Below are 22,567 nucleotides of genomic sequence, written 5' to 3'. Positions count from 1 at the left end.
GGCAGAGGGGGCTCACCAGGTCGGCGCCATGCGCGCGTTCTCCGGCAGTGCATTGGGCCGTGCGCGCATCATGAAGAGCCGGCCGAACGCGATCGCGCCGCGCGCGGCCAGAGCGACCCGTTGCAGCGCTCCGATCACGCCGCCGCGCGCCTTCGCGGCCTCGGTCTGGACCGAGACGAGCCGCAGCTTCTCGAGCCCGGCATGGAAGGCCGGCGCGTCGATGTCGAGCGTCAGCGGGAACACCTGGCGCGTGATGTCCGAGGTGATGCGGAACACGGTGAAGTCGTAGGCGGTCGGATCGAGTCCCATGGCCGCATGCATCTCGGGCCGCTGATGGTCGCGCACGTACATGGTGGAGAACACGGCCAGCACGAAGAAGCGGATCCAGAGCTTGTTGACGCCCTTGAGCAGGTGCGGGTTGGCGCGCAGCAGCAGCGCGAACGCCTCGCCGTGCCTGAACTCGTCGTTGCACCAGCGCTCGAACCACTTGAAGATCGGGTGGAAGCACAGCTCCGGGTGGCGCTCGACCTGCCGGTAGATCGCGATGTAGCGCGCGTAGCCGATTTTCTCGGACAGGTAGGTGGCATAGAAGATGAACTTCGGCCGGAAGTAGGTGTACTTCTTGGCGCGCGCCAGAAAACCCAGGTCCACGCCGATGCCGAAGTCCTTGAGCCATTGGTTGATGAAGCCCGCATGCCGGCTTTCGTCGCGCGCCATGTAGCCGAACAGCAGCTTCATGTCGGGGTTGGTGACGCGCTTCTTGATTTCCGCATACAGCACGCAACCCGAGAATTCCGAGGTGATCGAACTGATGAGGAATTCCGAGAATTCCTTGTACAGCGGCGCCGGGAGCTGCGAGTAGTTGCCCGCCATGTCCGCCGGCCGCTGGAAGTGGTCGGTGTTGTTGTCGGCCTCGAACTCCTGCATCAGCGCGTCCCACTGCGCGCGGATCGGCTCGACGTCGATGCGGTCCATCGCCTTGAAGTTGGTGGTGTAGAAGCGCGGCGTGAGCAGGGTGTCGCGCATCGCGGTCTCGGTCGAGCTGTTGGGCGCGCCGGGGTTGGGGAAGGCCGTGGTGGACATGCTGTGCTCCTTGACTATGGGTGGGCGTGCGTGGCGGCGTCGCCGTCGGTCATCAGCGCGGCGAATACCGCCGCGTTCGTCGGGCCGAAGGATCCGAGGTCCACGGTGCGGCCGGTGGCCGGGTCTTCGAGCGTGAGCTTGCCGTCGGCCCGCCCGGTCATGCGAAACGGAATTTCCGGCCCGATGCCTCGCCGATACCGCTCGCGTGCCAGGCCGCGCATCGTGCCGCGCAGGAAGCCGTTGGTCTCGGGCGCAACCTCGTGCACCACCTGGCCGGTGCGGGCGTCCTTCACCTGGATGCCGCCATTGGGCAGGTCTTCGAAGAGGAATTCGCGCACGCTCACGGCCTGCGCCTGCGGTACGTGGACCACGCCAATGCCGGTGTAGCGCACGAAGCCCACGCCGATGAGAACGCACAGCACCAGGCCGCCCAGGGCGATCAGCATGCCGCGCGGCAGTGCGTCGGGCGAGCGCGGCGGGTGCGGGGTTTGCAGGGTGTTCATGGCCGGAGTCTCAGGCGGTCATGGCTTGCGGCGCTTCGCCCGGCCCGCGCGTGCCGGCGGCCGGTGGGACCGCATGCAGTCCACGCCGCGGCAGGCCGGCGGACTCCGCCAGCGCGCCGGACAGCAGCGCCGCCACTTCGCGGGCATGCGGCAGCGCGCGCAGCATCGGCTGGGTGCGCTTGACATGCCACGGGCGCGCATGTGGCCAGAGGTGCACGTAGGCAATCTGCGCACCGTCGCGCAAAGCCAGCGCGATGTCGCCGGTACCGTCGGCGTTCTGGTGCAGCGATGCGGAGTCGATGGCGCTGTAGGGCAGATTGAAGGTCACGGTCAGCACGATGCCCACGCGCATGACGATGCGGCGGTCGGTGATGGTGTAGACGCTGGTGCGTGCCGCCAGCCAGCCCAGGAAGAGGAGCGTGGCAATGGCCAGGCTGGCGAGCGGCACCAGCCATGCCATGGCCACCAGCGCGTCGAGCGCGCCGCCGCCGCCGGCCAGGGTGTTGGCGCCGCGCCAGAGAATGAGCACCGCGAAGTACACGGCCAGGCCGCGCACGTGCAGCGCGCTGCGGGTCAGCCGCTTCCAGTCGGGCGAGCCTTGCCACAGCAGGCGTTCGCTCTTGGGCAGCTTCTCCGGCAGGCCATAGGCCGGTTCGAAGTCGTGGTCCTCGCCGCCGCCCGTCGGCGTGAAGTTGGCGGCTTTCACAGCAGCGGCTCCTGGCGCTGCGGCGTCGCGTAAAGCGTGCCGCCGCCGTAGTAGGCCATGACCTTTTCTTCTTCCAGCAGGGTGATCTGGTCCGGATGCCGCGTGGCCGGCACCAGAGCGAACTGTGTGCTCAGAATGGATTGCACGCGCACGCGGTGCTGGTCGATCTTCGAAAAATTGATCGGCAGCAGCACGCGCCGCGGCCCGGTCACGGTCGGCACTTCGACTTCGAGGTAGCGGAAGACGGCCTCGGAGCGGTCCACCCACAGATCGACCACATCGCCGCCCACCAGGCCGTCGGCGCCGAACACGGGCATGCCGACCGGGTTCGGATCTTTCTTCGAAAGGCCGAAGCCGGGTGCGTGGCGCAGCGGCACGATGCGAAGTTCGTTGTCGATCGTGGTGTCGGGGATGTCCGGGCGCTGCGCCCAGGCACCGGGGCCGATGCCGTCGAGCATCGGGTTGCCGGTCGGCTCCAGCGGCGCGCCGGGCCAGGCGCCGCTGGGCTCCGCCGCCAGCGCGCGCTCCTCGCGCACGAAGCTCGGCGCTTGCACCGTGCGGCCGTCGCGCATCCGGTAGGTCTTCGGGCTGGGCACGCCGGGAAAGCCTTGCACGTGGATGCTGCCGGAGCGGTCACTCTCCAGCGGGTAGCCCTCGCGCTTGTTCTCTCGGTGCAGGTAATAGATGAGGCCGGCGAAGAACGCCCAGAACAGATAGAGGACTATCTGCGCTACGTCGATGTAGCTGGTGATGGCTCCGTTTCCCATGGTGAGTCTCCTTGGAGGTTTGGGTGCATGCTCGGGCGCTTGGCCCTCAGCCCGGAAATTCCGTCAACCCGAACTTGCCGGGCCTGGCGGGCGTGGATGTGGCGGCGGTCCGTTGCGCGGGCGACCGCCTGTCCCGTGGCGTGCGCACCAGCGGGCCGATGGCGACCAGCGTGGCGAACAGCAGCACGATTTCGATGTAGTAGACGACGCTGTAGCCGATCGACGCCCCCGACGCCACGCTGCCCAGCGTGCCTTGCGACGCCAGGTAGGTGACGACGTCGCGCAGCCAGCCGCCCAGACCGATCGCCAGGCCGCCGGCCGAGGCCTGCACGGCGCCCCAGGCGCCCAGCGCCAGTCCGTTGTGCGCGCCGGTGTCATGGTTCATGGCGGCGGTCAGCGTGGCGACCGAGAACAGGCCGCCGCCGAAGCCGATCAGCAGCGCACCGAAGCGGAACATCAACTGGGAGCCCACCGGATCGGCGAACACCACCGCCGCGAAGGCGAAGATGCCCACCACCACGCCGATGGACGCCAGCCGGTGCGGCTCGCCGCCATGGTGGAACCAGCGCGCGGCGAGTACGAAGGCCGCCAGCGCGCCGCAGGCGATCATCGCGGTGAGTTGCGTCGTCGATGCCACCGGCATGTGCAGGATCTCGCCGCCATAGGGCTCGAGCAGCACGTCCTGCATGCTGAAGCCGGCACTGCCGAGCCCGACCGCGACCAGCAGGCGCGCGGAACGTCCGCCCTGGATGAAGGCGCGCCACGATTCGCGGAACGAGGGGCGTGCTTCCCCCGGTATGGGAAGGGTGCGCGATGGGACGCGCGCCTCCTGCTTCCACAGCGCGATCAGGTTCAGCACCATGGTGAGCAGGGCCGCGCCCTGGATGACCTGGATCAGCTTGACCTGCTTGAAGTCCTGCAGCAGCGCGCCGAAGCCGATGGCGCTGACCATGGTGCCCACCAGCAGCATCACGTACAGCAGCGCCACCACGCGCGGCCGGTTTTCCGGCGTGGCCAGGTCGGTGGCCAGCGCCAGGCCGCTGGTCTGCGTGGTATGCAGGCCCGCGCCGACCAGCAGGAAGGCGATGGCCACGCCGATCTGCCCGTAGAGCACCGGCCCGTTGGTGTCGCCCGACAGTACGATCAGCGCGAACGGCATGATCGCCAGACCGCCGAACTGCATCAGCGTGCCCATCCAGATGTAGGGCACCCGCTTCCAGCCCAGGGCCGAGCGGTGGTGGTCGGAGCGAAAGCCGATCAGGGCCCGGAAAGGCGCGAAGACCAGCGGCAATGCGATCATGCTCGACACCAGCCATGCCGGCACGTGCAACTCTACGATCATCACCCGGTTGAGCGTGCCGTTGAGCAGCGCGAGCGCCATGCCGACCGACACCTGGAACAGCGACAGCCGCATCAGTCGGCCCAGCGGCAGCTCGCGCGTGGCCACGTCCGCAAAAGGCAGGAAGCGCGTCGCCAGCAGGCTCCACTTGCTGGCCAGCCGGTTGTTCAGGCGCGTGACCGTGTTCATGCTCTCACCATCTCCAGGGCTTGCGAGGTGTAGAAGCCGCTGGCCACGCGCCGCGTGCGGCCGCGCTGCCAGTGCGCGAGCGTGGGCTCGGCCGCCAGCAGGCGGTGCAGCGACTTCTCGGCCACCGGCTCGATCCACGGCGCGCGGTTGCCGCGCGGAAAAAGCCGGCCCGCCGCCCGAAAGAGGATCAAGGCCGGATTGCTCGGCGCGAAGGTGAAGAGCAGGGCGCGGTCGGCCCGCTGCGCCAGACCCGCGAGCACCCGCACCGCATCGGGCGTGCGGTAGTGGATCAGCGAGTCCATGCCGACGATGTAGTCGAAGCGGCCCAGCGCCGGGTCGAGCATGTCGCCCGCGCGGAAGTCGACGTGGCCGCCACCGGTGGCATGGCCCGCGCCATGGACCAGCTCCGCGGGCTGCCGTTGGCGCGCCAGCTCGACCAGCGTGGGCGACAGGTCGATGGCAACCACGCGCGCGCCGCGCCGTGCCGCTTCGACTGCCAGCGCGCCGGTGCCGCAACCGGCGTCCAGCAGCCGCGTGCCGCGCAGGTCGGCGGGCAGCCAGCCGAGCAGGGTCTCGCGCATGCGGTCGCGCCCCGCGCGCACGCTGGCGCGGATGCGGCCTACGGGGGCGTCCGACGTGAGTCGCGCCCAGGCCTGTGCGGCGGTGCGGTCGAAGTAGGTCTCGATCTCGCCGCGTCGTTGCAGGTAGCTCAGGGGTGCCATGGCTCTGTTTCCCAGGGGGCTCAGTCGAAACCGAGCAGGTCGAAGATGTCGCGGTCCTTCATGGGCACCGCATGCAGGGGCTCGGCGCCCAGCCACAGCGCGGCGGCCAGGCGCATGTACTCGTTCTGCACCGCTTCCAGCTCGGGCGAAGGCTCCATCTCGAACAGCGTCGATTTCTTCAGCCGGCTGCGGCGGATCACGTCGAGGTCGGGGAAGTGCGCCATCAGCCGCAGGCCGATCTGCGCGTTGAACTTGTCGATCTGGTCGGTGTCCTTGCTGCGGTTGGCGATGACGCCGCCGAGCCGCACGTTGTAGTTCTTCGCCTTGGCGCCGATGGCCTGGACGATGCGGTTCATCGCGAAGATCGAGTCGAAGTCGTTCGCGGTGACGATCAGCGCACGGTCGGCATGCTGCAGCGGCGCCGCGAAGCCGCCGCACACGACGTCGCCCAGCACGTCGAAGATCACCACGTCGGTTTCGTCCAAAAGGTGATGCTCCTTGAGCAGCTTGACGGTCTGCCCGACCACATAGCCGCCGCAGCCAGTGCCCGCGGGCGGGCCGCCGGCCTCGACGCACATCACGCCGTTGTAGCCGGGGAAGACGAAGTCCTCCACGCGCAGTTCCTCGGCGTGGAAGTCGACCGTCTCGAGCACGTCGATCACCGTCGGCATGAGCTTCTTGGTGAGCGTGAAGGTCGAGTCGTGCTTGGGGTCGCAACCGATCTGCAGCACGCGCTTGCCCAGTTTGGAGAACGCCACGGACAGGTTGCTGGAGGTCGTGCTCTTGCCGATGCCGCCCTTTCCATAGATCGCGAAGACCTTGGCGTTGCCGATCTTCAGCTCGGGGTCCAGGCGCACCTGCACGCTGCCCTCGCCATCGCTGCGCGAGGACGACGGCGGCGGGCGAGGCCCGGGCTTCTTGATGTCCGGGAACGGGACGGTGACAGCATTCATGCGGGAGCTCCTTCGTACACACCTTCGAGCCGGTCCTCGAGTTCCTCGCCAGCGCGCCGCAGCGCCGCGAGCATGGTGTCGTCCGGTTTCCAGAAATGCCGCTCCGACGCTTCCAGCAAGCGGCTGGCGACGCGGGCCGAGGCGGTGGGGTTGAGTTGCGCCAGGCGTTCGCGCATGGCGGGGTCGAGCATGAAGGTCTCGCTCAACTGCTGGTACACCCAGGGCTGCACCTGGTTCGTGGTGGCCGACCAGCCCATGGTGTTGGTCACGTGCACCTCCAGTTGCCGCACGCCTTCGTAGCCGTGCTTGAGCATGCCTTCGTACCACTTCGGATTGAGCATGCGGGTGCGGGTCTCCAGCGCCACCTGCTCGCTCAGCGTGCGCACGGTGCCGCTGCCGCCCTCCTGCGTCTGGTCGCCGATGTAGACCGGCGCCATGGCGGCGTCGTCACCCTTGGCCCGCTTGATCGCGCGGCTGATGCCGCCCAGCGTGTCGAAATAGGTGTCGATGGTGGTCACGCCCAACTCCACGGAGTCGAGGTTCTGGTAGGCCAGGGAGACGCCGGAGAGCACGCTGCGCAGCAGTTGCGGCTGCTGCACCGGCCGCCCGGCGCGCCCGTAGGCAAAGCCCTTGCGGCGGCTGTAGGTTTCGGCGATCTCGTCACCATCTTCCCAGCGGCTGTTGTCGATCAGGCTGTTGACGTTGGAGCCATAGGCGCCCTCGGCGTTGCCGAAGACACGCAGGGACGCGGTCTCCAGGTCACCGCCGTGCTCGGCCTGGTAGGCCAGTGCGTGCTTGCGGATGAAGTTTTTTTCCAGCGGCTCGTCCGCGCCCGCGGCCAGGAAGGCGGCTTCTGCCAGAAGCTTGATCTGCAGGGGCAGCAGGTCGCGGAAGATGCCCGACAGCGTGATGACCACGTCCACGCGCGGGCGGCCCAATTCGGCCAGCGTGATCAGTTCGGCACCGGCCAGCCGGCCATAGCCATCAAAGCGTGGCCTGGCGCCCATCAGCGCCAGGGCCTGGCCGATGGGGCCGCCCTCGGTCTTCAGATTGTCGGTGCCCCACAGCACGAGCGCGATCGATTCCGGAAAGGCGTGGCCGTCGGCCCGGTGCCGCTCGAGCAGGCGCTCGGCCTGGCGCGCGCCGTCCTTCACCGCATAGGCGCTTGGGATGCGGAAGGGATCGAAGCCGTGCAGGTTGCGCCCGGTCGGCAGGATGGAGGGCGTGCGCAGCAGGTCGCCGCCGGACGCGGGGCGCAGGAAGCGGCCGTCGAGCGCGTGCAGGATGCCGTCGAGTTCGTGGTCGACGGCCAGCAGCGGGTCGAGCGCCGCGAGTTCGCGCAGCAGCGGCAGGGGTGCCGCGCTGTCCTCGGTCCCGTGACTGGCGAGCGCCGCTTCGGGTGTGTGGCCCGCGACGATTGCTTCCACCACGGCGCGCGGTGGTCGCACGCCGTGGGACGCCTCGGCCAGTGACAGCAACAGGTCCGTTCGCTCGGCCGCGTTCGGCGCCTCGCCCACCACGTGCAGGCCGCAGGGGATGAGCGTGTATTCCAGTTCGAGCACGGCCTGGTTGAGCGCCACGATGTGCGCCTGCGTGTCATCGCCCCACGCAGGCTCGGCCGCGGCCAGTTCGAGCGTGGCCGCCTGCGACTGGATCATGCCGGCGAGTTCCTCGACTTCGCCTTCGCTGCTTTCCAGGCCCCGGTAACGCTCCAGCATCTTCTTCAGCTCGACCAGGCCCTTGTACAGGCCCGCGGTCGCCACCGGCGGCGTGAGGTAGCTGATGAGCGTAGCGGCGGCGCGGCGCTTGGCGATGGTGCCCTCGGACGGATTGTTCGAGGCGTAGAGATAGAAGTTGGGCAGGTCGCCGATCAGCCGGTCGGGCCAGCACTTGGCCGACATGCCGCTCTGCTTGCCCGGCATGAACTCGAGCGCGCCATGGGTGCCGAAATGCAGTACCGCATGCGCGCCGAAGTCCTCGCGCAGCCAGCGGTAGAAAGCCGAGAAGGCATGCGTCGGCGCAAAGCCCTTCTCGAACAGCAGCCGCATCGGATCGCCCTCGTAGCCGAAGGCCGGCTGGATGCCGACGAACAGATTGCCAAAGCGCTCGCCGAGCACGAAGATGCTGGCGCCGTCGCTTTGCTGCTTGCCGGGCGCCGGCCCCCATTGGGCCTCGATGTCGCGCAAGTACTTCTCGCGCCGCACGTGATCGTCCGCCGCGATGCGCGCATGGACGTTGGCCATGGCGCCGAAGTTCGAGGCGTTGCCCTCGATCACGCGCCGGCGCAGTGCATCGACGCTGGCCGGCAGCGCCACGTCGTAGCCGGCTTCGCGCATGGCCTTCATCGTGTTGAAGAGCGACTCGAAGACCGAGAGGAAGGCGGCGGTGCCGGTGTTGCCGGCGTTCGGCGGGAAGTTGAAGATCACTGCCGCGACCTTGCGCTCGGCCCGTTCGGCACGCCGCAGGTCCACCAGCTTGCCCACGCGCGCCGCGAGCATGTCCGCGCGTTCGATGCAACTGTGCATGTCGTGCACGCCGGTCTCGTTGGCGAAGGTGCAGGCGTTGGCGCAGCCGGTGCAGGCGATCCGCGCCGCGCTGCCACGGCCGCCGAAGACCATGGAGCCCGTGGCGCCGTCGAGTTCGGGAATGGCGACCATCATGGTGGCTTCTACCGGAAGCAGGCCGCGCGGCGATTCGCCCCATTGGTCCAGCGTCTGGAACTCCACCGGCGTGACCGCGACGTAGGGAACGTCGAGCGCGGCCAGGATGTCCTCGGCCGCCTTGGCATCGTTGTAGGCCGGCCCGCCGATCAGCGAGAAGCCGGTGAGCGACACCAGGGCGTCGATGCGGCTGCGGCCCTCGTGGCGAAAGAAGGCGTCGATGGCCGGGCGCGCATCGAGCCCTGTTGCGAAGGCCGGAATCACGCGCAGGCCGCGGGCTTCCAGCGCGGTGATCACGCCGTCGTAGTGGTCGGTGTTGCCGGCCAGCAGATAGGAGCGCATGAGCAGCAGCCCGACCGTGCCGCGCTGCCCGCTCTGAGCCACGCGCGGCAGCGCGTCGGCGGTGTCGGCCAGGCGTTGCTTCATGCGCGGGTGGTAGACGCCGACTTCGGGGTAGTCGACCGGCTCGTGCGTCTTGGCCATGCCGCGCAGGGCGCGGCGCGGGCCCTCGGCATAGCGGTCCACCAGGAAGTGCACCATGTTCGCGATGTTGTCCTCGGAGCCCGCAAGCCAGTACTGCAGCGTCAGGAAGTAGGCCCGCACGTCCTGCGCGGTGCCGGGAATGAAGCGGAGGATCTTGGGCAGCCGGCGCAGTGTCTTCATCTGCTGCGCACCGGCCGTGGTGCGGCTGGCCGCATCGGCGTTGTCGGCCGGCTTGCCGCGCAGGCGCTTGAGCAGGGCCAGGGGGCCGGTACTGGGCGCCGACATGTCGAACTTGCCCATGCGCGTGAGCTTGGTGACCTCTGCGGCCGACATGGCGCAGACCATGGCGTCGCAGTTGTCGCGCCGTGCTTGCAAGGCGGGCAGCACCGGCAGGAAGTGGTCTTCCATGAAGAGCATGGTGGCGATGATGATGTCGCCCTGCGCGATGTCGGCCTGGCAGCGCACCAGCGCCTCGGGCCGGTCGCTCCATTCAGCCGCTGCATGCACGCTCAGCCGCAGGTCGGGCAGCGTCTTGCGCAGGCCGCGCCAGGCCCGCTCCGTGGCGCTGGCCAGATGGCTGTCCATGGTCACGATGACCACGCGCATCAGGGCGTTTGCGCCGCCGTTGTCAGTGGCTGAAATGGGCTTTTGCGTCATAGAGGGTCTCTATGGTGATCAGCGGCACTCCGCGCTCGAGCGCATAGCGCTCGGTGTTGCGGCGCGCCTTGCCGCGCACGAAGAACGGGATCTTGCGCAGCTCCTTTTCCGCCTCCGATGCCCATGCTGCGGCGGTCTCGGCCGGCGCTTGCGGCACGGCCTCGGCGGCAGGCGCGACAGGGGCGGTGCCGGCGTGGCCTAGATGCGAGGGCGCTGCATCCTCATGGAACTCGAAGTCGCCGCGGAACATGCCGATCAGGTGCTCCTCCAGGCCCATCATCAGCGGATGCACCCAGGTGTCGAACAGCACGTTGGCGCCTTCGAAGCCCATCTGCGGCGAGTAGCGAGCCGGATAGTCCTGCACGTGCACCGGTGCCGAGATCACTGCGCACGGAACGCCCAGGCGCTTGGCGATGTGGCGTTCCATCTGGGTGCCTAGCACCAGTTCAGGTTGCAGCGCCGCGATGGCGGCTTCGATCTCCAGGTAGTCGTCGCTGATGAGAGGCGTGACCCCGTACTGCTTGGCCGCCTCGCGCACTTCGCGTGCGAACTCCCGACTGTAAGTGCCCAGGCCGACGACGGTGAAGCCCAGTTCGGTGGCGGCGACGCGGGCCGCGGCCACCGCGTGCGTGGCGTCGCCGAAGATGAAAACGCGCTTGCCGGTGAGGTAGGTCGAATCGACCGAGCGCGCATACCAGGGCGAGCGCGAGCGCGCGTCGGACAGCGCCCGGGCTGGATCGATGCCGGCGAGCTGCGCCACCTCGGCGATGAAGTCGCGCGTGGCACCGGCGCCGATCGGCACGGTCTGGGTGCACGGCTGGCCGAAGCTGCGCTGCAGCCATTGGGCGCTGAGGTTGGCGATCTCGGGATAGAGCACGACGTTGAAGTCGGCTTCGCCCAGGCGGGCCAGATCGCCGGCGCTGGCCTGCAGCGGCGCGACCACGTGGATGTCGATGCCCAGGCTGTTCAGCAGGCTGCTGATCTCCTGCACGTCGTCGCGGTGCCGGAAGCCGAGCGCGGTGGCACCGAGAAGGTTGCAACTGGGCCGGCGGCCTGCAGGCCTTGGCGCCCGCGCGGTGCCGGGCGGCGGGACCTGCGGGCCGGCCAGGGCGCGCACCATCTGGTAGAAGGTTTCGCTTGCGCCCCAGTTCTCCTTGCGCTGGTAGGACGGCAGTTCGAGCGCGATGACCGGAATGGGCAGATTCAGCGCGCGCGCGAGTCCGCCCGGGTCGTCCTGGATCAGCTCGGCTGTGCACGAGGCGCCGACCATCATCGCGGCCGGGCTGAACCGCTCGAAGGCCTCGCGCGCCGCGCGCTGGAAGAGTTCGGCCGTGTCGCCGCCCAGGTCGCGTGCCTGGAAGGTCGTGTAGGTCACCGGCGGGCGGCGCGGCAGGCGCTCGATCATCGTGAAGAGCAGGTCTGCATAGGTGTCGCCCTGCGGCGCGTGCAGCACGTAATGCACGTCCTTCATGGCGGTGGCGACGCGCATCGCGCCGACGTGCGGCGGTCCTTCGTAGGTCCAGAGGGTGAGCTGCATGGTCGTGGCGCCTTCGTCTATGCGGCCAGCCGCAGCCGCCGCACCAGCGGGCGTGTGAAGAGTTCGGCCAGGTCACCCGCCTGCTCGTAGCCCTGGATCGGGGTGAAGACCAGTTCGATCGACCACTTGGTGGTCATGCCTTCGGCCTCCAGCGGGTTGGCCAGCCCCAGCCCGCAGACCACCATGTCAGGCCGCAGTGCGCGGCAGCGCTCGAGCTGGCGCTCGACGTGCTGGCCCTCGGACAAGGTGGTGCCGGCAGGCAGCAGCGCGAGCTCCTGCGCGAGGTGCTGGCGGTGCAGGTAGGGCGTGCCGATCTCGGTCAGCACCATGCCCAACTCGCGCGACAGGAAGCGCGCAATCGGGATCTCGAGCTGCGAATCGGGGAAGAAGAAGATGCGCTTGCCGCTCAGGTGCGCGCGGTGTTTGGCCAGGGCCTGCGTTGCGCGCTCGCGCGCCGGTGCCGTCGCGCTCTCGAAGGCGGTGTGCTCGATGCCGAAGGCCTCTGCCGCGGCCTCGAACCAGCGTGTCGTGCCTTCGACGCCGAGCGGGAAGGGCGCCGCGATGCGGGCGGCGCCGCGTTCCTCCAGCGCGCGGGCGGTGTCCGCGAGGAAGGGCTGGGCCAGCAGGAAGCGCGTGCCAGGCCCGATCGCGGGCATCGCGTTGGCTCGGCGCGGCGGGAAGAAGCGCACCGCAATGCCCAACTGCGAGAACAGCCGGGCGAACTGGTCTTCGACCACGTCGGCGAGTGTGCCAACCACCAGCAGTTCCGCCGGGGCGTGCGTCGCCACCGCAGGCAGTCCCGGCACCATCGAGGCCAGGCAGGCGTCCTCGCCCTGCGTGAACGTGGTCTCGATCCCGCTGCCAGAGTAGTTGAGCACGCGCACCTGCGGCGAATGCACCTTCGACAGCCGCGAGGCCGCGCGGGACAGGTCGAGCTTGATCACCTCCGAAGGGCAGGAGCCGACCAGGAACAGCAGCCGGATCTCCGGCCGGCGCGCGAGCAGGCGCGTGACCACGCGGTCGAGTTCTTCGTTGACGTCTGCCAGGCCCGAGAGGTCGCGCTCGTCGATGATCGCGGTCGCGAAGCGCGGCTCAGCGAAGATCATGACGCCTGCGGCCGACTGGATCAGGTGCGCGCAGGTGCGCGAGCCGACCACGAGGAAGAATGCGTCCTGCACCTTGCGGTGCAGCCAGATGATGCCGGTCAGGCCGCAGAAGACCTCGCGCTGGCCGCGCTCTCGCAGTACAGGCGCGTCCGAGCAGCCGTCGGCATGCGGCTGTGCGCGGATCGGGATCACGGCAGGGGCGGCGGTGCTCACAGGGCTGCTCCGGTGGGTTGCGTGGGGCCCGATTGCCGCGCCGCGTCCAGCCGCGCGGCGCGCAGCTTGAGGATGAATTGGGCGGCATTGACGACATAGGCCGCATAGGCCGCGAGCGCCAGGTACATCAGCGCCCGGTCGCCGAGCGCGCCGCTAGCCAGCGCAAGCAGGTAGGCGGTGTGCAGGGCCAGCACCAGCATGCTGAACATGTCCTCCCAGTAGAAGGCCGGCGCGAAGAGGTACTTGCCGAACACCACCTTTTCCCAGATGGCGCCGGTCACCATGATCGCGTAGAGCGCCAGCGTCTTGACCACCACCGAGACGATCGCCGCCGTGTGGCCTTCGCCCGTCCCCAGGTAGCGCATCACCAGGACCAGGCTGACCGCGAAGATCAGGAACTGCACCGGCGCCAGCACGCCCTGCACCAGCGTCCAGCCCGACGCATCGCGGCGGCGCCGCTCCTCGGCCGTGTAGAGCGGTTGCCTCGGCACACGCCTCGCGTCGAGACTGGATCCGTTCAGGGATGACTGGTTGCGCATGGCGGTCAATCTAGATCGCCGCGCGCGGTGTGTCAACTGGATTGGACGTAAATATAAATTGACAGTCGACCGGCGCCGCGGAATCATGGCACCGAAGACATGCTCGTCCGACTACATGCCTATCCCATGAAGGACCCTCGCGACACCGCTGGATCTGCCGCGCCGTGCCAAGCTGGCCCGGGGGAAGCGTCGCGCGCCAGCAATGTCCTGCCGCTTTTCGGCTCCAAGGACGCCCAGGGCTGGCGCCGCCCCCTGGAGGCCGCCGATCTGAATCCGAGGGTCGACAGCGGCGTTTTCATGCGTCATGATTCATCGCGGTCAAGAACAAAACAGCAAAGAGACAACCCCATCAGGAGACAAGCCATGCCCCGAGTGGCTCGACAAGCTCAGGATCTCGAAGGTTTGAGTCAGCCGTCCGACGCTGCCCACGAATGGTCGCCAACGGCGCCGCCGGCACAACAGTGGAATGACGCACTGAATGGCCGGGCGGCCCGGGAGGATGCGGCGGATCGCCATACCCGGCTCACCCGCACACTCGAATGCGACATCATCCCCCGGCTGGTGGACGTGCATCGCGAGCCCCTGCCACCGGGCCTGGGCGAACACACGGCCTGCCAGCGGCCCACCGCCCGCGACGTCGAGGATTTCGTCCATCTGGTGATGGGCCGCGAGTCTCTGCCGGCCCAGGCTTTCGTAGACGTGCTCGGGCAGCGGGGCATGTCTGTCGATACCATCTACCTCGACCTGCTGGCACCTGCGGCACAGCACCTGAATTACCTGTGGTCGCGCGATCTCTGCGATTTCGCGCATGTCACGCTCGGTCTGGCGCGCCTGCAGCGGCTGCTGCACGAGTTGAGCCCGCCGCTGACCGGCGAGCCAAGGCCGTTTCGCGGCAACGCGCGACGCGTGCTGCTGCTGCCGGCCGGAGGCGAGCAGCAGACGTTCGGCCTGTCGATGGTGGCTGAGTTCTTCGATCACGCCGGCTGGGACGTCGACCGAGGCCATGGCCAGCGCGCCGGCAACGCCGTAGACCTCGCACAGACCGAGTGGTTCGACGTCATCGGTCTGGCGGCCGGCAGCGATACGCGGCTGCAGCCGATGCGGCGCACCATTCTGGACGTGAGGCTGGTTTCCCGTAACAAGGACGTGCGGGTGATGGTGGGGGGGCCGATCTTTGCCGGGCATCCCGAGCGTGTAAAGTTCGTTGGTGCCGATGCAAGCGGACTCGACGGGAGAAAGGCCCCTGTCCATGCCGAACGACTGATTGCATTGCGTCTGCACAGTCATTAACAACCGCGCCAGAACCCAGAAGGTCACCTTGAAGAACGATGCGAGAGAGCACGATGCCAGAGATGCTGATTTTCAGCTATGAAGAGTTTTACGGCTCACGCCAAGCACCTAGGCGACCTGCAGTCTGGCCCGATCGGCCAGTTGATCGCTGCGTCGTCCGATGTGGTGCTCATTCTCGATGCCGACGGTGTCGTGCGCGATCTGGCCCTTGGCAGTTCCAGCCTCGATGACCAGGGTTGCGAAGACTGGATAGGCAAACCCTGGGTCGAGAGCATCACCAAGGATTCGCGTGCGAGTGCCGAGGCACTTCTTCGCAGTGCCCAGGCCGAAGATCCCCTCGAATGGCGACAGCTCACATATCGGAATTCCAGCGGCGGTGATCTCCATCTGAGTTGCGCAGCCATCAGGCTGCGTGCCAAGGCACGCTATCGCGACATTGGCCGCATCGTCGTCTTCGGCCGTGACCTTCGCGGCATGCTGGCGTTGCAGCAGAGCGTGGTCGATGCCCAGCAGGAAAACCTGCACGACCACTGGAAGCTTCGCGACGCGCAGTCGCGCTACCGGCAACTGTTCCAGACCGTGTCCGACGCGGTGCTCATCGTCGACGTCGCCTCGCAGAAGATCGTCGAAGCCAATCTTGCGGCGGTGCGGCTCTTCGGCGACAACGTGCGCCGATTGGTCGGCGCCACTTTCCCGGTCGGGCTCGACGCCCGCAGCAACGCGCCGGTGCAGGCGATGGTCGCCGCTCTGCGCACGGCCGGCAGGGCCGAGGAGGTCCAGGCACACGTGGCCGACGGTGGCGGCGAAGTCACCATCTCGGGCTCTATCTTTCGCCAGGAGAACGGCGTGCTGATGGTGGTGCGGCTCTCGCGCGTGGCTGCCGAGGTGGTCGCGCCTGACCGCGCCAACGCCAACGCCGTGCTGCTCAAGATCATGCAGAGCGCGCCCGACTGCATCGTCGTGACCGACATCAACGGCCAGATCATCTCGGCCAACGATGCTTTCGTCGAACTGGTGCAGCTAGCCAACGAGGAGCAGGTGCGGGGCGAGTCGCTCGGCCGCTGGATCGGGCGCACCGGCGTCGAGCTGAGCGTGCTGATTTCCACGCTGCGCCAGCGTGGCTCGCTGCGGCTGTTTCCCACTAGCCTGCGCTGCGAGCACGGCCTGGTGTCCAACGTCGAGATCTCCGCCACGCTGGTGCGGGAGGACGATGGTGCCTACCTCGGCTTCACCATCCGAGACGTCAGCCGCCGCCAGGGCATCGAGGTGCGCGCGGCCAAGGATCTGCCGCACTCTGCCGGCCAACTGTCCGAACTGGTGGGCCGTATGCCGATGAAGGACATCGTCGGCGAGACCACTGACCTCATCGAGCAGTTGTGCATCGAGGCCGCGCTCGATCTGACACGCGACAACCGCGCGGCCGCGGCGGAGATGCTAGGGGTTTCGCGCCAGAGCCTGTATGTGAAGCTGCGGCGATACGGGCTCGGAGAACCCGTTCAGGAAAGCGAGAAGCAATAGACGGACGACGGAGGGTGTAAATCCAGATTGACAGTCTTGGCTGTCAGGCGGCAAACTCATCCGCATGTCCCGTCCAGCGCTTTCCGCGGTTACCGAGCTGCTCAAGCCGATCACTTGGTTTCCGCCTATGTGGGCCTTCGCCTGTGGCGTGGTGGCCTCCGGCGTCAGTCTTGAGGGGCGCTGGTTCATCGCGCTCATGGGCATCGTGCTGGCCGGCCCGCTGGTCTGCGCCAGCAGCCAGGCGGTCAACGACTGGTTCGACCGGCACGTCGATGCGATCAACGAGCCCCAGCGTCCGATTCCCTCGGGCCGCATGCCGGGCCGGTGGGGCCTGTATGTCGCCATCGGCTGGACGCTGCTGTCGCTGGTCTGGGCCTCCTTCCTCGGACGCTGGGCCTTCCTCGCGGCCGTGCTGGGTCTGGTGCTGGCCTGGGCCTACAGCGCGCCACCGTTGCGGCTGAAGCAGAACGGCTGGTGGGGCAATGCGGCCTGCGGCCTGTGCTACGAGGGCCTGGCCTGGGTCACGGGTGCGGCGGTCATGGCCGGTGGCGCTCTGCCCGACGGCCGCTCGCTGTGGCTGGCTTTGCTCTACAGCATTGGCGCGCACGGGATCATGACGCTCAACGATTTCAAGGCAGTCGAGGGCGACCGGCTGATGGGCGTGCGTTCGCTGCCGGTGCAGCTCGGCTCGCAGCGTGCGGCGCGCGTGGCCTGCTGGTTCATGGCGCTGCCGCAGTGGGTGGTGGTGCTGCTGCTGGTGCATTGGCACCGGCCAGGGCACGCGGTGGCGATTGCGCTGCTGATCGTCCTGCAACTAGTGCTGATGGACCGCTTTCTCCAGCATGTCAGAGAGCGCGCGCTCTGGTACAGCGGTTTCGGCGTGCCGGTCTTCGTCAGCGGAATGATGATCAGCGCCTTCGCACTGCGCGGCGCCGGGAGTGCCCCATGAAGACGGATTTCGGCTGGCCGGCGATCCTGCGGCTTGGACTGGTGCAGGCTTGCCTGGGCGCAGTGGTGGTGTTGACCACCTCGACCCTGAACCGTGTGATGGTGGTCGAGCTGGCCCTGCCGGCGCTGCTGCCCGGGGCCCTGGTAGCGCTGCACTACCTGGTGCAGGTGGTGCGCCCGCGCATGGGCCATGGCTCGGACAGCGGGGGCAGGCGGACCCCCTGGATCATCGGTGGCATGGCGCTGCTCGGAGCGGGTGGCTTCGGCGCGGCCTGCGCGACTGCGTTGATGGCGAGCCATCCGTTCGCGGGCGTACTTGCCGCGGTGCTGGCCTTTGCGGTGCTGGGCATCGGCGTGAGCGCGGCCGGGACTTCGCTGCTGGTGCTGCTGGCGCAGCGTGTCGAGGCTTCGCAGCGCGCATCCGCGGCAACCACGGTGTGGCTGATGATGATCGCCGGCTTCGCCATCACCGCCGGTGTGGCCGGCTCGTTGCTCGACCCCTTCTCGCCCTCACGGCTGATGGCGGTCAGCGCCGCGGTGTCGATCGCGGCCTTCGTGCTGACCTGTGTGGCGATCAACGGTATCGAAGGCGGGGCAGTGCCGCCGGGCACCGATCCGGCGCCGCTGAAGGCAGCGGCCGCCGGTGTCCGCTTTCGCGAGGCGTTGGCTCAGGTCTGGGCCGAGCCGGCGGCACGCCGCTTCACGCTGTTCGTCTTCATCTCGATGCTCGCCTACAGCGCGCAGGACCTGATCCTGGAGCCCTTCGCGGGCTCGGCGCTGGGCTTCACGCCGGGCGAATCGACGCGGCTCTCGGGCATCCAGCACGCCGGGGTGCTGCTGGGCATGGTCGCGGCCGCATTGGCCGGCCGTGGGCGCAACGGGCAGCGCTTCGGTTCGCTGCGCTCCTGGCAGATCGGCGGCTGCCTGGTATCGGCCGTCGCGTTGCTGGGGCTGGTGGCGGCCGGCATGGTCGGCACGTCGTGGCCGTTCAAGGCCAACGTCTTCCTGCTGGGTGCGGCCAATGGCGCCTTCTCGATCGCCGCCATCGCCGCGATGATGGCCCTCGCCAGCGAAGGACGCGCTTCGCGCGAAGGCGTGCGCATGGGCCTGTGGGGCGCGGCGCAGGCGGTGGCCTTCGGGCTTGGAGGCTTGCTGGGTACCGCCGCGAGTGACCTGGCCAGGGCCTTCATCGGCACGCCTGGCATGGCCTACGCCGCGGTCTTCGCGGCCGAAGCCGCGCTGTTCGTTGTTGCGGCTGGCCTGGCCGGAAAAGTCGGGCGCGAACCGGCTAGCCGACCCGTTTCCTTGAGTGTCGGCGAGGCTGGCCTGAAAGCGAGGTGATGTCATGAATGAACTGCAGTCCGATGTCGAGACCTTCGATGTGGTGGTCGTCGGCGGCGGCCCCGCCGGCGCGACGGCGGCGCATGATCTGGCCAGGCAGGGCCATTCCGTGCTGCTGCTGGACCGTGCCGGGCGCGTCAAACCCTGCGGCGGCGCGATACCGCCGCGTCTGATCAAGGACTTCGACATACCGGACGATCTGCTGGTCGCCAAGGCGCGCTCGGCGCGCATGGTGGCGCCGAGCAGCAAGTGCGTCGACATCCCGATCGACAACGGCTTCGTCGGCATGGTCGACCGCGAAGTCTTCGACGAATGGCTGCGCGAGCGCGCGGCGCAGGCGGGCGCCGTGCGGCGCATCGGCAGCTTCGAACGCCTGACGCGCGACGACGATGGCGTGAGCGTGGTCCATTACGCCGGCCGCGCCGAACGCCTCAAGTCCGGAACGCATCCTGGCCGCGTGCGAGCGCGCAGCGTGATTGGCGCCGATGGGGCGTGCTCGCGCGTGGCGGCCGAGGCGATCCCGCGCGCCGACGCGGTGCGCTATGTCTTCGCATACCACGAGATCGTGCGCGCGCCGGCGGTCAAACCCGAGGGCTACGACGGATCGCGTTGCGACGTCTATTACCAGGGGCGGCTGTCACCGGACTTCTACGGCTGGGTGTTTCCGCACGGTGACACGCTGAGCATCGGCACCGGAAGCGCCGACAAGGGTTTCTCGCTGCGCACGGCGGTCGGCCAGTTACGCGCGGCGGCGGGCCTGTCCGAGGCCTCGACCTTGCGCCGTGAAGGTGCGCCGTTGCCGATGAAGCCGTTGCCGCGTTGGGACAACGGCCGCGACGTCGTGCTCGCGGGCGACGCCGCAGGCGTGGTTGCGCCAGCGTCGGGCGAGGGCATCTATTACGCGATGGCCGGCGGGCGCCTTGCGGCCGAGGCGGTGGCGCAACTGCTGCAAGGTGCTCCTGCGCGCTGCCTGAGACAGGCCAGGCGGCGCTTCATGAAGGCGCACGGCACGGTGTTTCGCGTGCTGGGCATCATGCAGTGGTTCTGGTATTGCACCGATCGACGCCGTGAGCGCTTCGTGAAGATCTGCGAAGACCGCGACGTGCAGCAACTGACCTTCGAGTCCTACATGAACAAGGTGCTGGTGCGCAAGAAGCCCATGGCCCACGTGCGCATCTTCTTCAAGGACCTCGCGCATCTGCTGGGCTTTGCGCGGGTATGACCGGATCGCGCGGCAAGCGCCTCTGGAAGCCGGTGGCGGTGGCCGCAGCCGCCGCGCTGTTCGTGGCGATGCTGGGGGCCTTGATGACCGATCTGGGGCCCTGGTACAACGGCCTGAAGCAACCCGCGTGGAAGCCGCCGGACGCGGCCTTCGGTCCGATCTGGACCCTGATCTTCGCGCTGGCCGCCGCCGCCGGTGTCATCGGCTGGCGCCGCGCCGCGCCGGGCAGCGTGCGGGAGTGGATGTTGGCGCTGTTCGCGCTGAACGGCTTTCTCAACGTGTTCTGGAGCCTGCTGTACTTCCGCTTGCACCGCCCGTACTGGTCCTTGATCGAAGTGCCGTTTCTCTGGTTGTCGGTCCTGGCGCTGGTGCTGCTGCTGTGGCGCGTGTCCAGGCTGGCGGCCGTCCTGCTGTTGCCCTATCTGCTGTGGGTTGCGATTGCCGCGCTCCTGAACTGGGAGACGGTGCGGCTCAACGGGCCCTTCGGCTGAATACGCGCACTCATGCCGGTGGACACTTTATTGAACCTCGTCCGACTGCTGGATGGCGTCATCATCCTCACCGCGATCGAAGGCACGGCCTTGCTCGTGCATCACCGCCTCACGGGCCGCGGCCTCGGACCCGGCGCCTATCTTCTCAACCTGGTCTCGGGCCTGTGCCTGATGGCTGCCCTCCGCTGCGCCGTGGGCGGCAGCGACTCGCTCTGGATCGTGCTGTGGTTGACGGCCGCCGGCGCGGCCCATGGTGTGGACATGTGGAAACGCTGGTCCGGCGCGGCTTCGACGCGTTGACCAGATTCAGGAAGGTCAGCGCGCCAGCTGTTTGTGGCGCCGCTAGACAAGCCGCATGATACTGGGTGAGAGTGTATTACCGCCGGTCGGCATGGGGCCTTCTCTCCGTCGTTCTTGATCCGACAGCCTGGACGGCTCAATGCACCGCGGTGCTGGCGTGTCGCGCCGCTATGCGTTCCACATCCTCACAGGTGAGCCATGCAGCGTTGCGCAGTTGCCGGCCGGGCTCGCCGGGCAGGGGCAGCTCGGGGCCGCCCAGGTGCGGAAGCACCAGAGCGGCACCCGCGAAATCGTGTTCCTCGGTCCAGAAATTGGGCGTGACGATGGTGCAGAGACCGGCCGCCGTGGCCGCGCGCAGCCCGTTGTGCGAGTCTTCGAAAGCGACGGCGTGCTCGGGCAGCAGGTCGAGTCCGCGCAATGCGAGTTGGTAGATGTCGGGCGCTGGCTTCTTCTGCGCGACCTGGTCGCCGCATGCGATTACGGCGAACATGTCGAGCCCGCGCGATCCTAGCGTTGCCTCCAGCAGAGCGTCGATGTTGACCGCGGTGGTAGTGCTCGCGATCGCGAGCTTGTAGCCCAGCGCCGTTGCTTCGTCCAGCAGGCGCGCGACGCCGGCGCGCAGGGGAACGCCGCCGTCCCTGATGAGGGCGCTGTAGAGCCGTGTCTTGTCGATGTGGATGTCGCGCACCATGGGCCTGAGGCGGGCGCGTTCGGCCTCTGCCAGAGGCAGCGCATCGATGTAGCTGCGGATGCGCTCCTTGCCGCCGGTCACCTTTAGCAGCTCGCGGTACTCGGACGTATTCCAGTGCCAGCCGAGGCCGTGCCGTTCAAAGGCCAGGTTGAAGGCGACGCGGTGCGCCTCCTCGGTGTCGGCGAGGGTGCCGTCCACGTCGAAGATCAAGGCGTAGAGCGGCATGTCAGGCTCCTGCGGGTTGGGGCGCCGGCGTTGCCGGGGGCGCCGCGGCGTTTGCGAAGACGCGGCTGACGAGAATATCCTGCGCGCCGAGCGTGCTGAGATCCTCGGCAGTCGGCACCGCGTCGATCGAGAACAGGCGCGTCGCGTGCCGCAGGCGAATGCGGTCGATCGCGTTGCGCACCGAGCGCGCATTGGCGAAGTGCGGCTGCTGCCGGCGCAGGGCCAGGTATTGCGCGAACGCCCGCCGCGCGCCGTCGTCGAAACGGTAGTCGAGCTGTTCGAGCATCAGCTCCGCGATCCGCATCAGCTCTTCTTCGCTGTAGTCCGGGAAGTCGATGTGGTGGGCGATGCGCGAGGCCATGCCCGGGTTGCTCTGGAAGAAGGTCTCCATGCGGTCCTTGTAGCCGGCCAGGATCACGATCAGATCGTCGCGGTGGTTCTCCATGGTCTGCAGCAGGATTTCGATCGACTCCTGGCCATAGTCGCGCTCGTTCTCGGGCTTGTAGAGGTAATAGGCCTCGTCGATGAAGAGCACGCCGCCCATGGCCTTCTTGACGATGTCCTTGGTCTTGGGTGCGGTGTGGCCGATGAACTGGCCGACCAGGTCGTCGCGCGTCACGGCCACCAGATGGCCGGTGCGCGAGTAGCCGAGCTGCTTGAGGATGGTCGCCATGCGCAGCGCCACCGTCGTCTTGCCGGTGCCGGGGTTGCCGGTGAAGCACATGTGCAGCGAGGGCGGCCTGGTCTGCAGGCCCTGCTCTGCGCGCAGGCGGTCGATCAGCAGCAAGGCCGCGATGTCGCGGATGCGGGCCTTGACCGGCGCCAGGCCGATCAGCTCGTCGTCGAGCAGCGCGAGCACGGCCTTCGCGCCGGAGGCGTCGAGCAACTGGGCGGGCGTGAGCTTCTGGCCCGCCGTCTCGGGCGGGGCGATGGGCGGCATCATGGCGCGGGCGTGGTGTATCGCTCGCCCTCGGGGCGGGCCTGTACCGCATAGCTCTCGATGCCGTAGCGGATGGTGCGCCCCGGCGCCTCGGTGCGCACCAGGCGAAAGCCGGGCTCCCGGGAGGGCCGGTTCACGATGAAG

General features: G+C 68.2%; 20 protein-coding genes and 1 pseudogene. 7 read left to right on the top strand and 14 right to left on the bottom strand.

Going from position 1 to position 22,567, the window contains the following annotated elements; all coding sequences use genetic code 11:
• Window positions 1–12 precede the first annotated feature (12 nt).
• The 11 genes from acsF to bchF are packed head-to-tail and all read right to left on the bottom strand — an operon-like array spanning window position 13 to window position 13,409.
• Window positions 13–1,083 carry a magnesium-protoporphyrin IX monomethyl ester (oxidative) cyclase gene (acsF, locus tag JHD63_RS10545; RefSeq protein WP_198970701.1) on the bottom strand — a complete coding sequence of 357 codons (1,071 nt, stop codon included), beginning with the start codon at window positions 1,081–1,083 and terminating at the stop codon, window positions 13–15.
• A gap of 14 nt (window positions 1,084–1,097) precedes the next feature.
• Window positions 1,098–1,586 (bottom strand): photosynthetic complex assembly protein PuhC, encoded by a 489-nt coding sequence (puhC, locus tag JHD63_RS10540; protein ID WP_198970700.1) that lies wholly within the window; start codon window positions 1,584–1,586, stop codon window positions 1,098–1,100.
• A gap of 10 nt (window positions 1,587–1,596) precedes the next feature.
• Complete coding sequence (gene puhB, locus JHD63_RS24560) at window positions 1,597–2,292, bottom strand: photosynthetic complex putative assembly protein PuhB (protein WP_198970699.1); 696 nt, start codon at window positions 2,290–2,292, stop codon at window positions 1,597–1,599.
• A complete protein-coding gene (gene puhA / locus JHD63_RS10530; RefSeq protein WP_198970698.1) occupies window positions 2,289–3,059 on the bottom strand; it encodes a photosynthetic reaction center subunit H in 771 nt (256 codons plus the stop codon). The genes puhB and puhA overlap by 4 nt, the downstream gene beginning before the upstream one ends.
• A gap of 46 nt (window positions 3,060–3,105) precedes the next feature.
• A complete protein-coding gene (locus JHD63_RS10525; protein ID WP_198970697.1) occupies window positions 3,106–4,587 on the bottom strand; it encodes a BCD family MFS transporter in 1,482 nt (493 codons plus the stop codon).
• Window positions 4,584–5,309 (bottom strand): magnesium protoporphyrin IX methyltransferase, encoded by a 726-nt coding sequence (gene bchM, locus JHD63_RS10520; RefSeq protein WP_198970696.1) that lies wholly within the window; start codon window positions 5,307–5,309, stop codon window positions 4,584–4,586. Before bchM ends, JHD63_RS10525 begins: the two co-directional genes overlap by 4 nt.
• Before the next feature lie 20 nt (window positions 5,310–5,329).
• Window positions 5,330–6,262 (bottom strand): ferredoxin:protochlorophyllide reductase (ATP-dependent) iron-sulfur ATP-binding protein, encoded by a 933-nt coding sequence (gene bchL, locus JHD63_RS10515; RefSeq protein ID WP_198970695.1) that lies wholly within the window; start codon window positions 6,260–6,262, stop codon window positions 5,330–5,332.
• Window positions 6,259–10,062, bottom strand: a complete 3,804-nt coding sequence (locus JHD63_RS10510; protein ID WP_233167925.1) for a magnesium chelatase subunit H — start codon at window positions 10,060–10,062, stop codon at window positions 6,259–6,261. Before JHD63_RS10510 ends, bchL begins: the two co-directional genes overlap by 4 nt.
• Window positions 10,034–11,599, bottom strand: coding sequence for a ferredoxin:protochlorophyllide reductase (ATP-dependent) subunit B (gene bchB / locus JHD63_RS10505; RefSeq protein ID WP_198970694.1), 1,566 nt, complete (start codon window positions 11,597–11,599; stop codon window positions 10,034–10,036). The genes JHD63_RS10510 and bchB overlap by 29 nt, the downstream gene beginning before the upstream one ends.
• Window positions 11,600–11,616: 17 nt before the next feature.
• Window positions 11,617–12,918 carry a ferredoxin:protochlorophyllide reductase (ATP-dependent) subunit N gene (locus tag JHD63_RS10500; protein ID WP_370590470.1) on the bottom strand — a complete coding sequence of 434 codons (1,302 nt, stop codon included), beginning with the start codon at window positions 12,916–12,918 and terminating at the stop codon, window positions 11,617–11,619.
• Window positions 12,915–13,409: a 2-vinyl bacteriochlorophyllide hydratase gene (gene bchF, locus JHD63_RS10495; RefSeq protein ID WP_370590469.1), complete on the bottom strand. Its 495-nt coding sequence runs from the start codon at window positions 13,407–13,409 to the stop codon at window positions 12,915–12,917. Before bchF ends, JHD63_RS10500 begins: the two co-directional genes overlap by 4 nt.
• A gap of 174 nt (window positions 13,410–13,583) precedes the next feature.
• On the opposite strand from bchF, the gene JHD63_RS10490 reads away from it, so the two are divergent.
• The 7 genes from JHD63_RS10490 to JHD63_RS10460 all read left to right on the top strand — a co-directional run bounded on the left by JHD63_RS10490 (window position 13,584) and on the right by JHD63_RS10460 (window position 20,567).
• A complete protein-coding gene (locus JHD63_RS10490; protein WP_198970692.1) occupies window positions 13,584–14,747 on the top strand; it encodes a cobalamin B12-binding domain-containing protein in 1,164 nt (387 codons plus the stop codon).
• A gap of 78 nt (window positions 14,748–14,825) precedes the next feature.
• Window positions 14,826–16,265 carry a transcriptional regulator PpsR gene (gene ppsR / locus JHD63_RS10485; RefSeq protein ID WP_198970691.1) on the top strand — a complete coding sequence of 480 codons (1,440 nt, stop codon included), beginning with the start codon at window positions 14,826–14,828 and terminating at the stop codon, window positions 16,263–16,265.
• A 64-nt stretch (window positions 16,266–16,329) separates the two neighbouring features.
• Window positions 16,330–17,214: a chlorophyll synthase ChlG gene (gene chlG / locus JHD63_RS10480; protein WP_198970690.1), complete on the top strand. Its 885-nt coding sequence runs from the start codon at window positions 16,330–16,332 to the stop codon at window positions 17,212–17,214.
• A complete protein-coding gene (locus JHD63_RS10475; RefSeq protein WP_198970689.1) occupies window positions 17,211–18,554 on the top strand; it encodes a BCD family MFS transporter in 1,344 nt (447 codons plus the stop codon). Before chlG ends, JHD63_RS10475 begins: the two co-directional genes overlap by 4 nt.
• Before the next feature lie 4 nt (window positions 18,555–18,558).
• Window positions 18,559–19,776, top strand: a complete 1,218-nt coding sequence (locus tag JHD63_RS10470) for a geranylgeranyl diphosphate reductase (protein WP_198970688.1) — start codon at window positions 18,559–18,561, stop codon at window positions 19,774–19,776.
• Window positions 19,773–20,267 (top strand): TspO/MBR family protein, encoded by a 495-nt coding sequence (locus tag JHD63_RS10465; protein WP_198970687.1) that lies wholly within the window; start codon window positions 19,773–19,775, stop codon window positions 20,265–20,267. Before JHD63_RS10470 ends, JHD63_RS10465 begins: the two co-directional genes overlap by 4 nt.
• 12 nt (window positions 20,268–20,279) lie before the next feature.
• Window positions 20,280–20,567 carry a hypothetical protein gene (locus tag JHD63_RS10460; RefSeq protein WP_233167921.1) on the top strand — a complete coding sequence of 96 codons (288 nt, stop codon included), beginning with the start codon at window positions 20,280–20,282 and terminating at the stop codon, window positions 20,565–20,567.
• Window positions 20,568–20,703: 136 nt separating this feature from the next.
• Here the strand turns inward: JHD63_RS10460 and JHD63_RS10455 are convergent, their stop codons facing one another.
• From JHD63_RS10455 to JHD63_RS10445, 3 genes and pseudogenes are all read right to left on the bottom strand, one after another.
• Window positions 20,704–21,483: an HAD-IA family hydrolase gene (locus JHD63_RS10455; RefSeq protein ID WP_198970686.1), complete on the bottom strand. Its 780-nt coding sequence runs from the start codon at window positions 21,481–21,483 to the stop codon at window positions 20,704–20,706.
• A gap of 1 nt (window position 21,484) precedes the next feature.
• Window positions 21,485–22,423: a CbbX protein gene (gene cbbX, locus JHD63_RS10450; RefSeq protein ID WP_370590468.1), complete on the bottom strand. Its 939-nt coding sequence runs from the start codon at window positions 22,421–22,423 to the stop codon at window positions 21,485–21,487.
• A pseudogene (locus tag JHD63_RS10445) lies at window positions 22,423–22,567 on the bottom strand (ribulose bisphosphate carboxylase small subunit); the annotation flags it as partial. The gene cbbX and the pseudogene JHD63_RS10445, both read right to left, overlap by 1 nt.

The organism is Xylophilus sp. ASV27, from assembly GCF_016428875.1.
Lineage (GTDB): Bacteria > Pseudomonadota > Gammaproteobacteria > Burkholderiales > Burkholderiaceae_C > Xylophilus.
The sequence above is the reverse complement of the archived record's forward strand: the minus strand, read 5'-3'. Positions and strand labels throughout refer to the sequence as shown.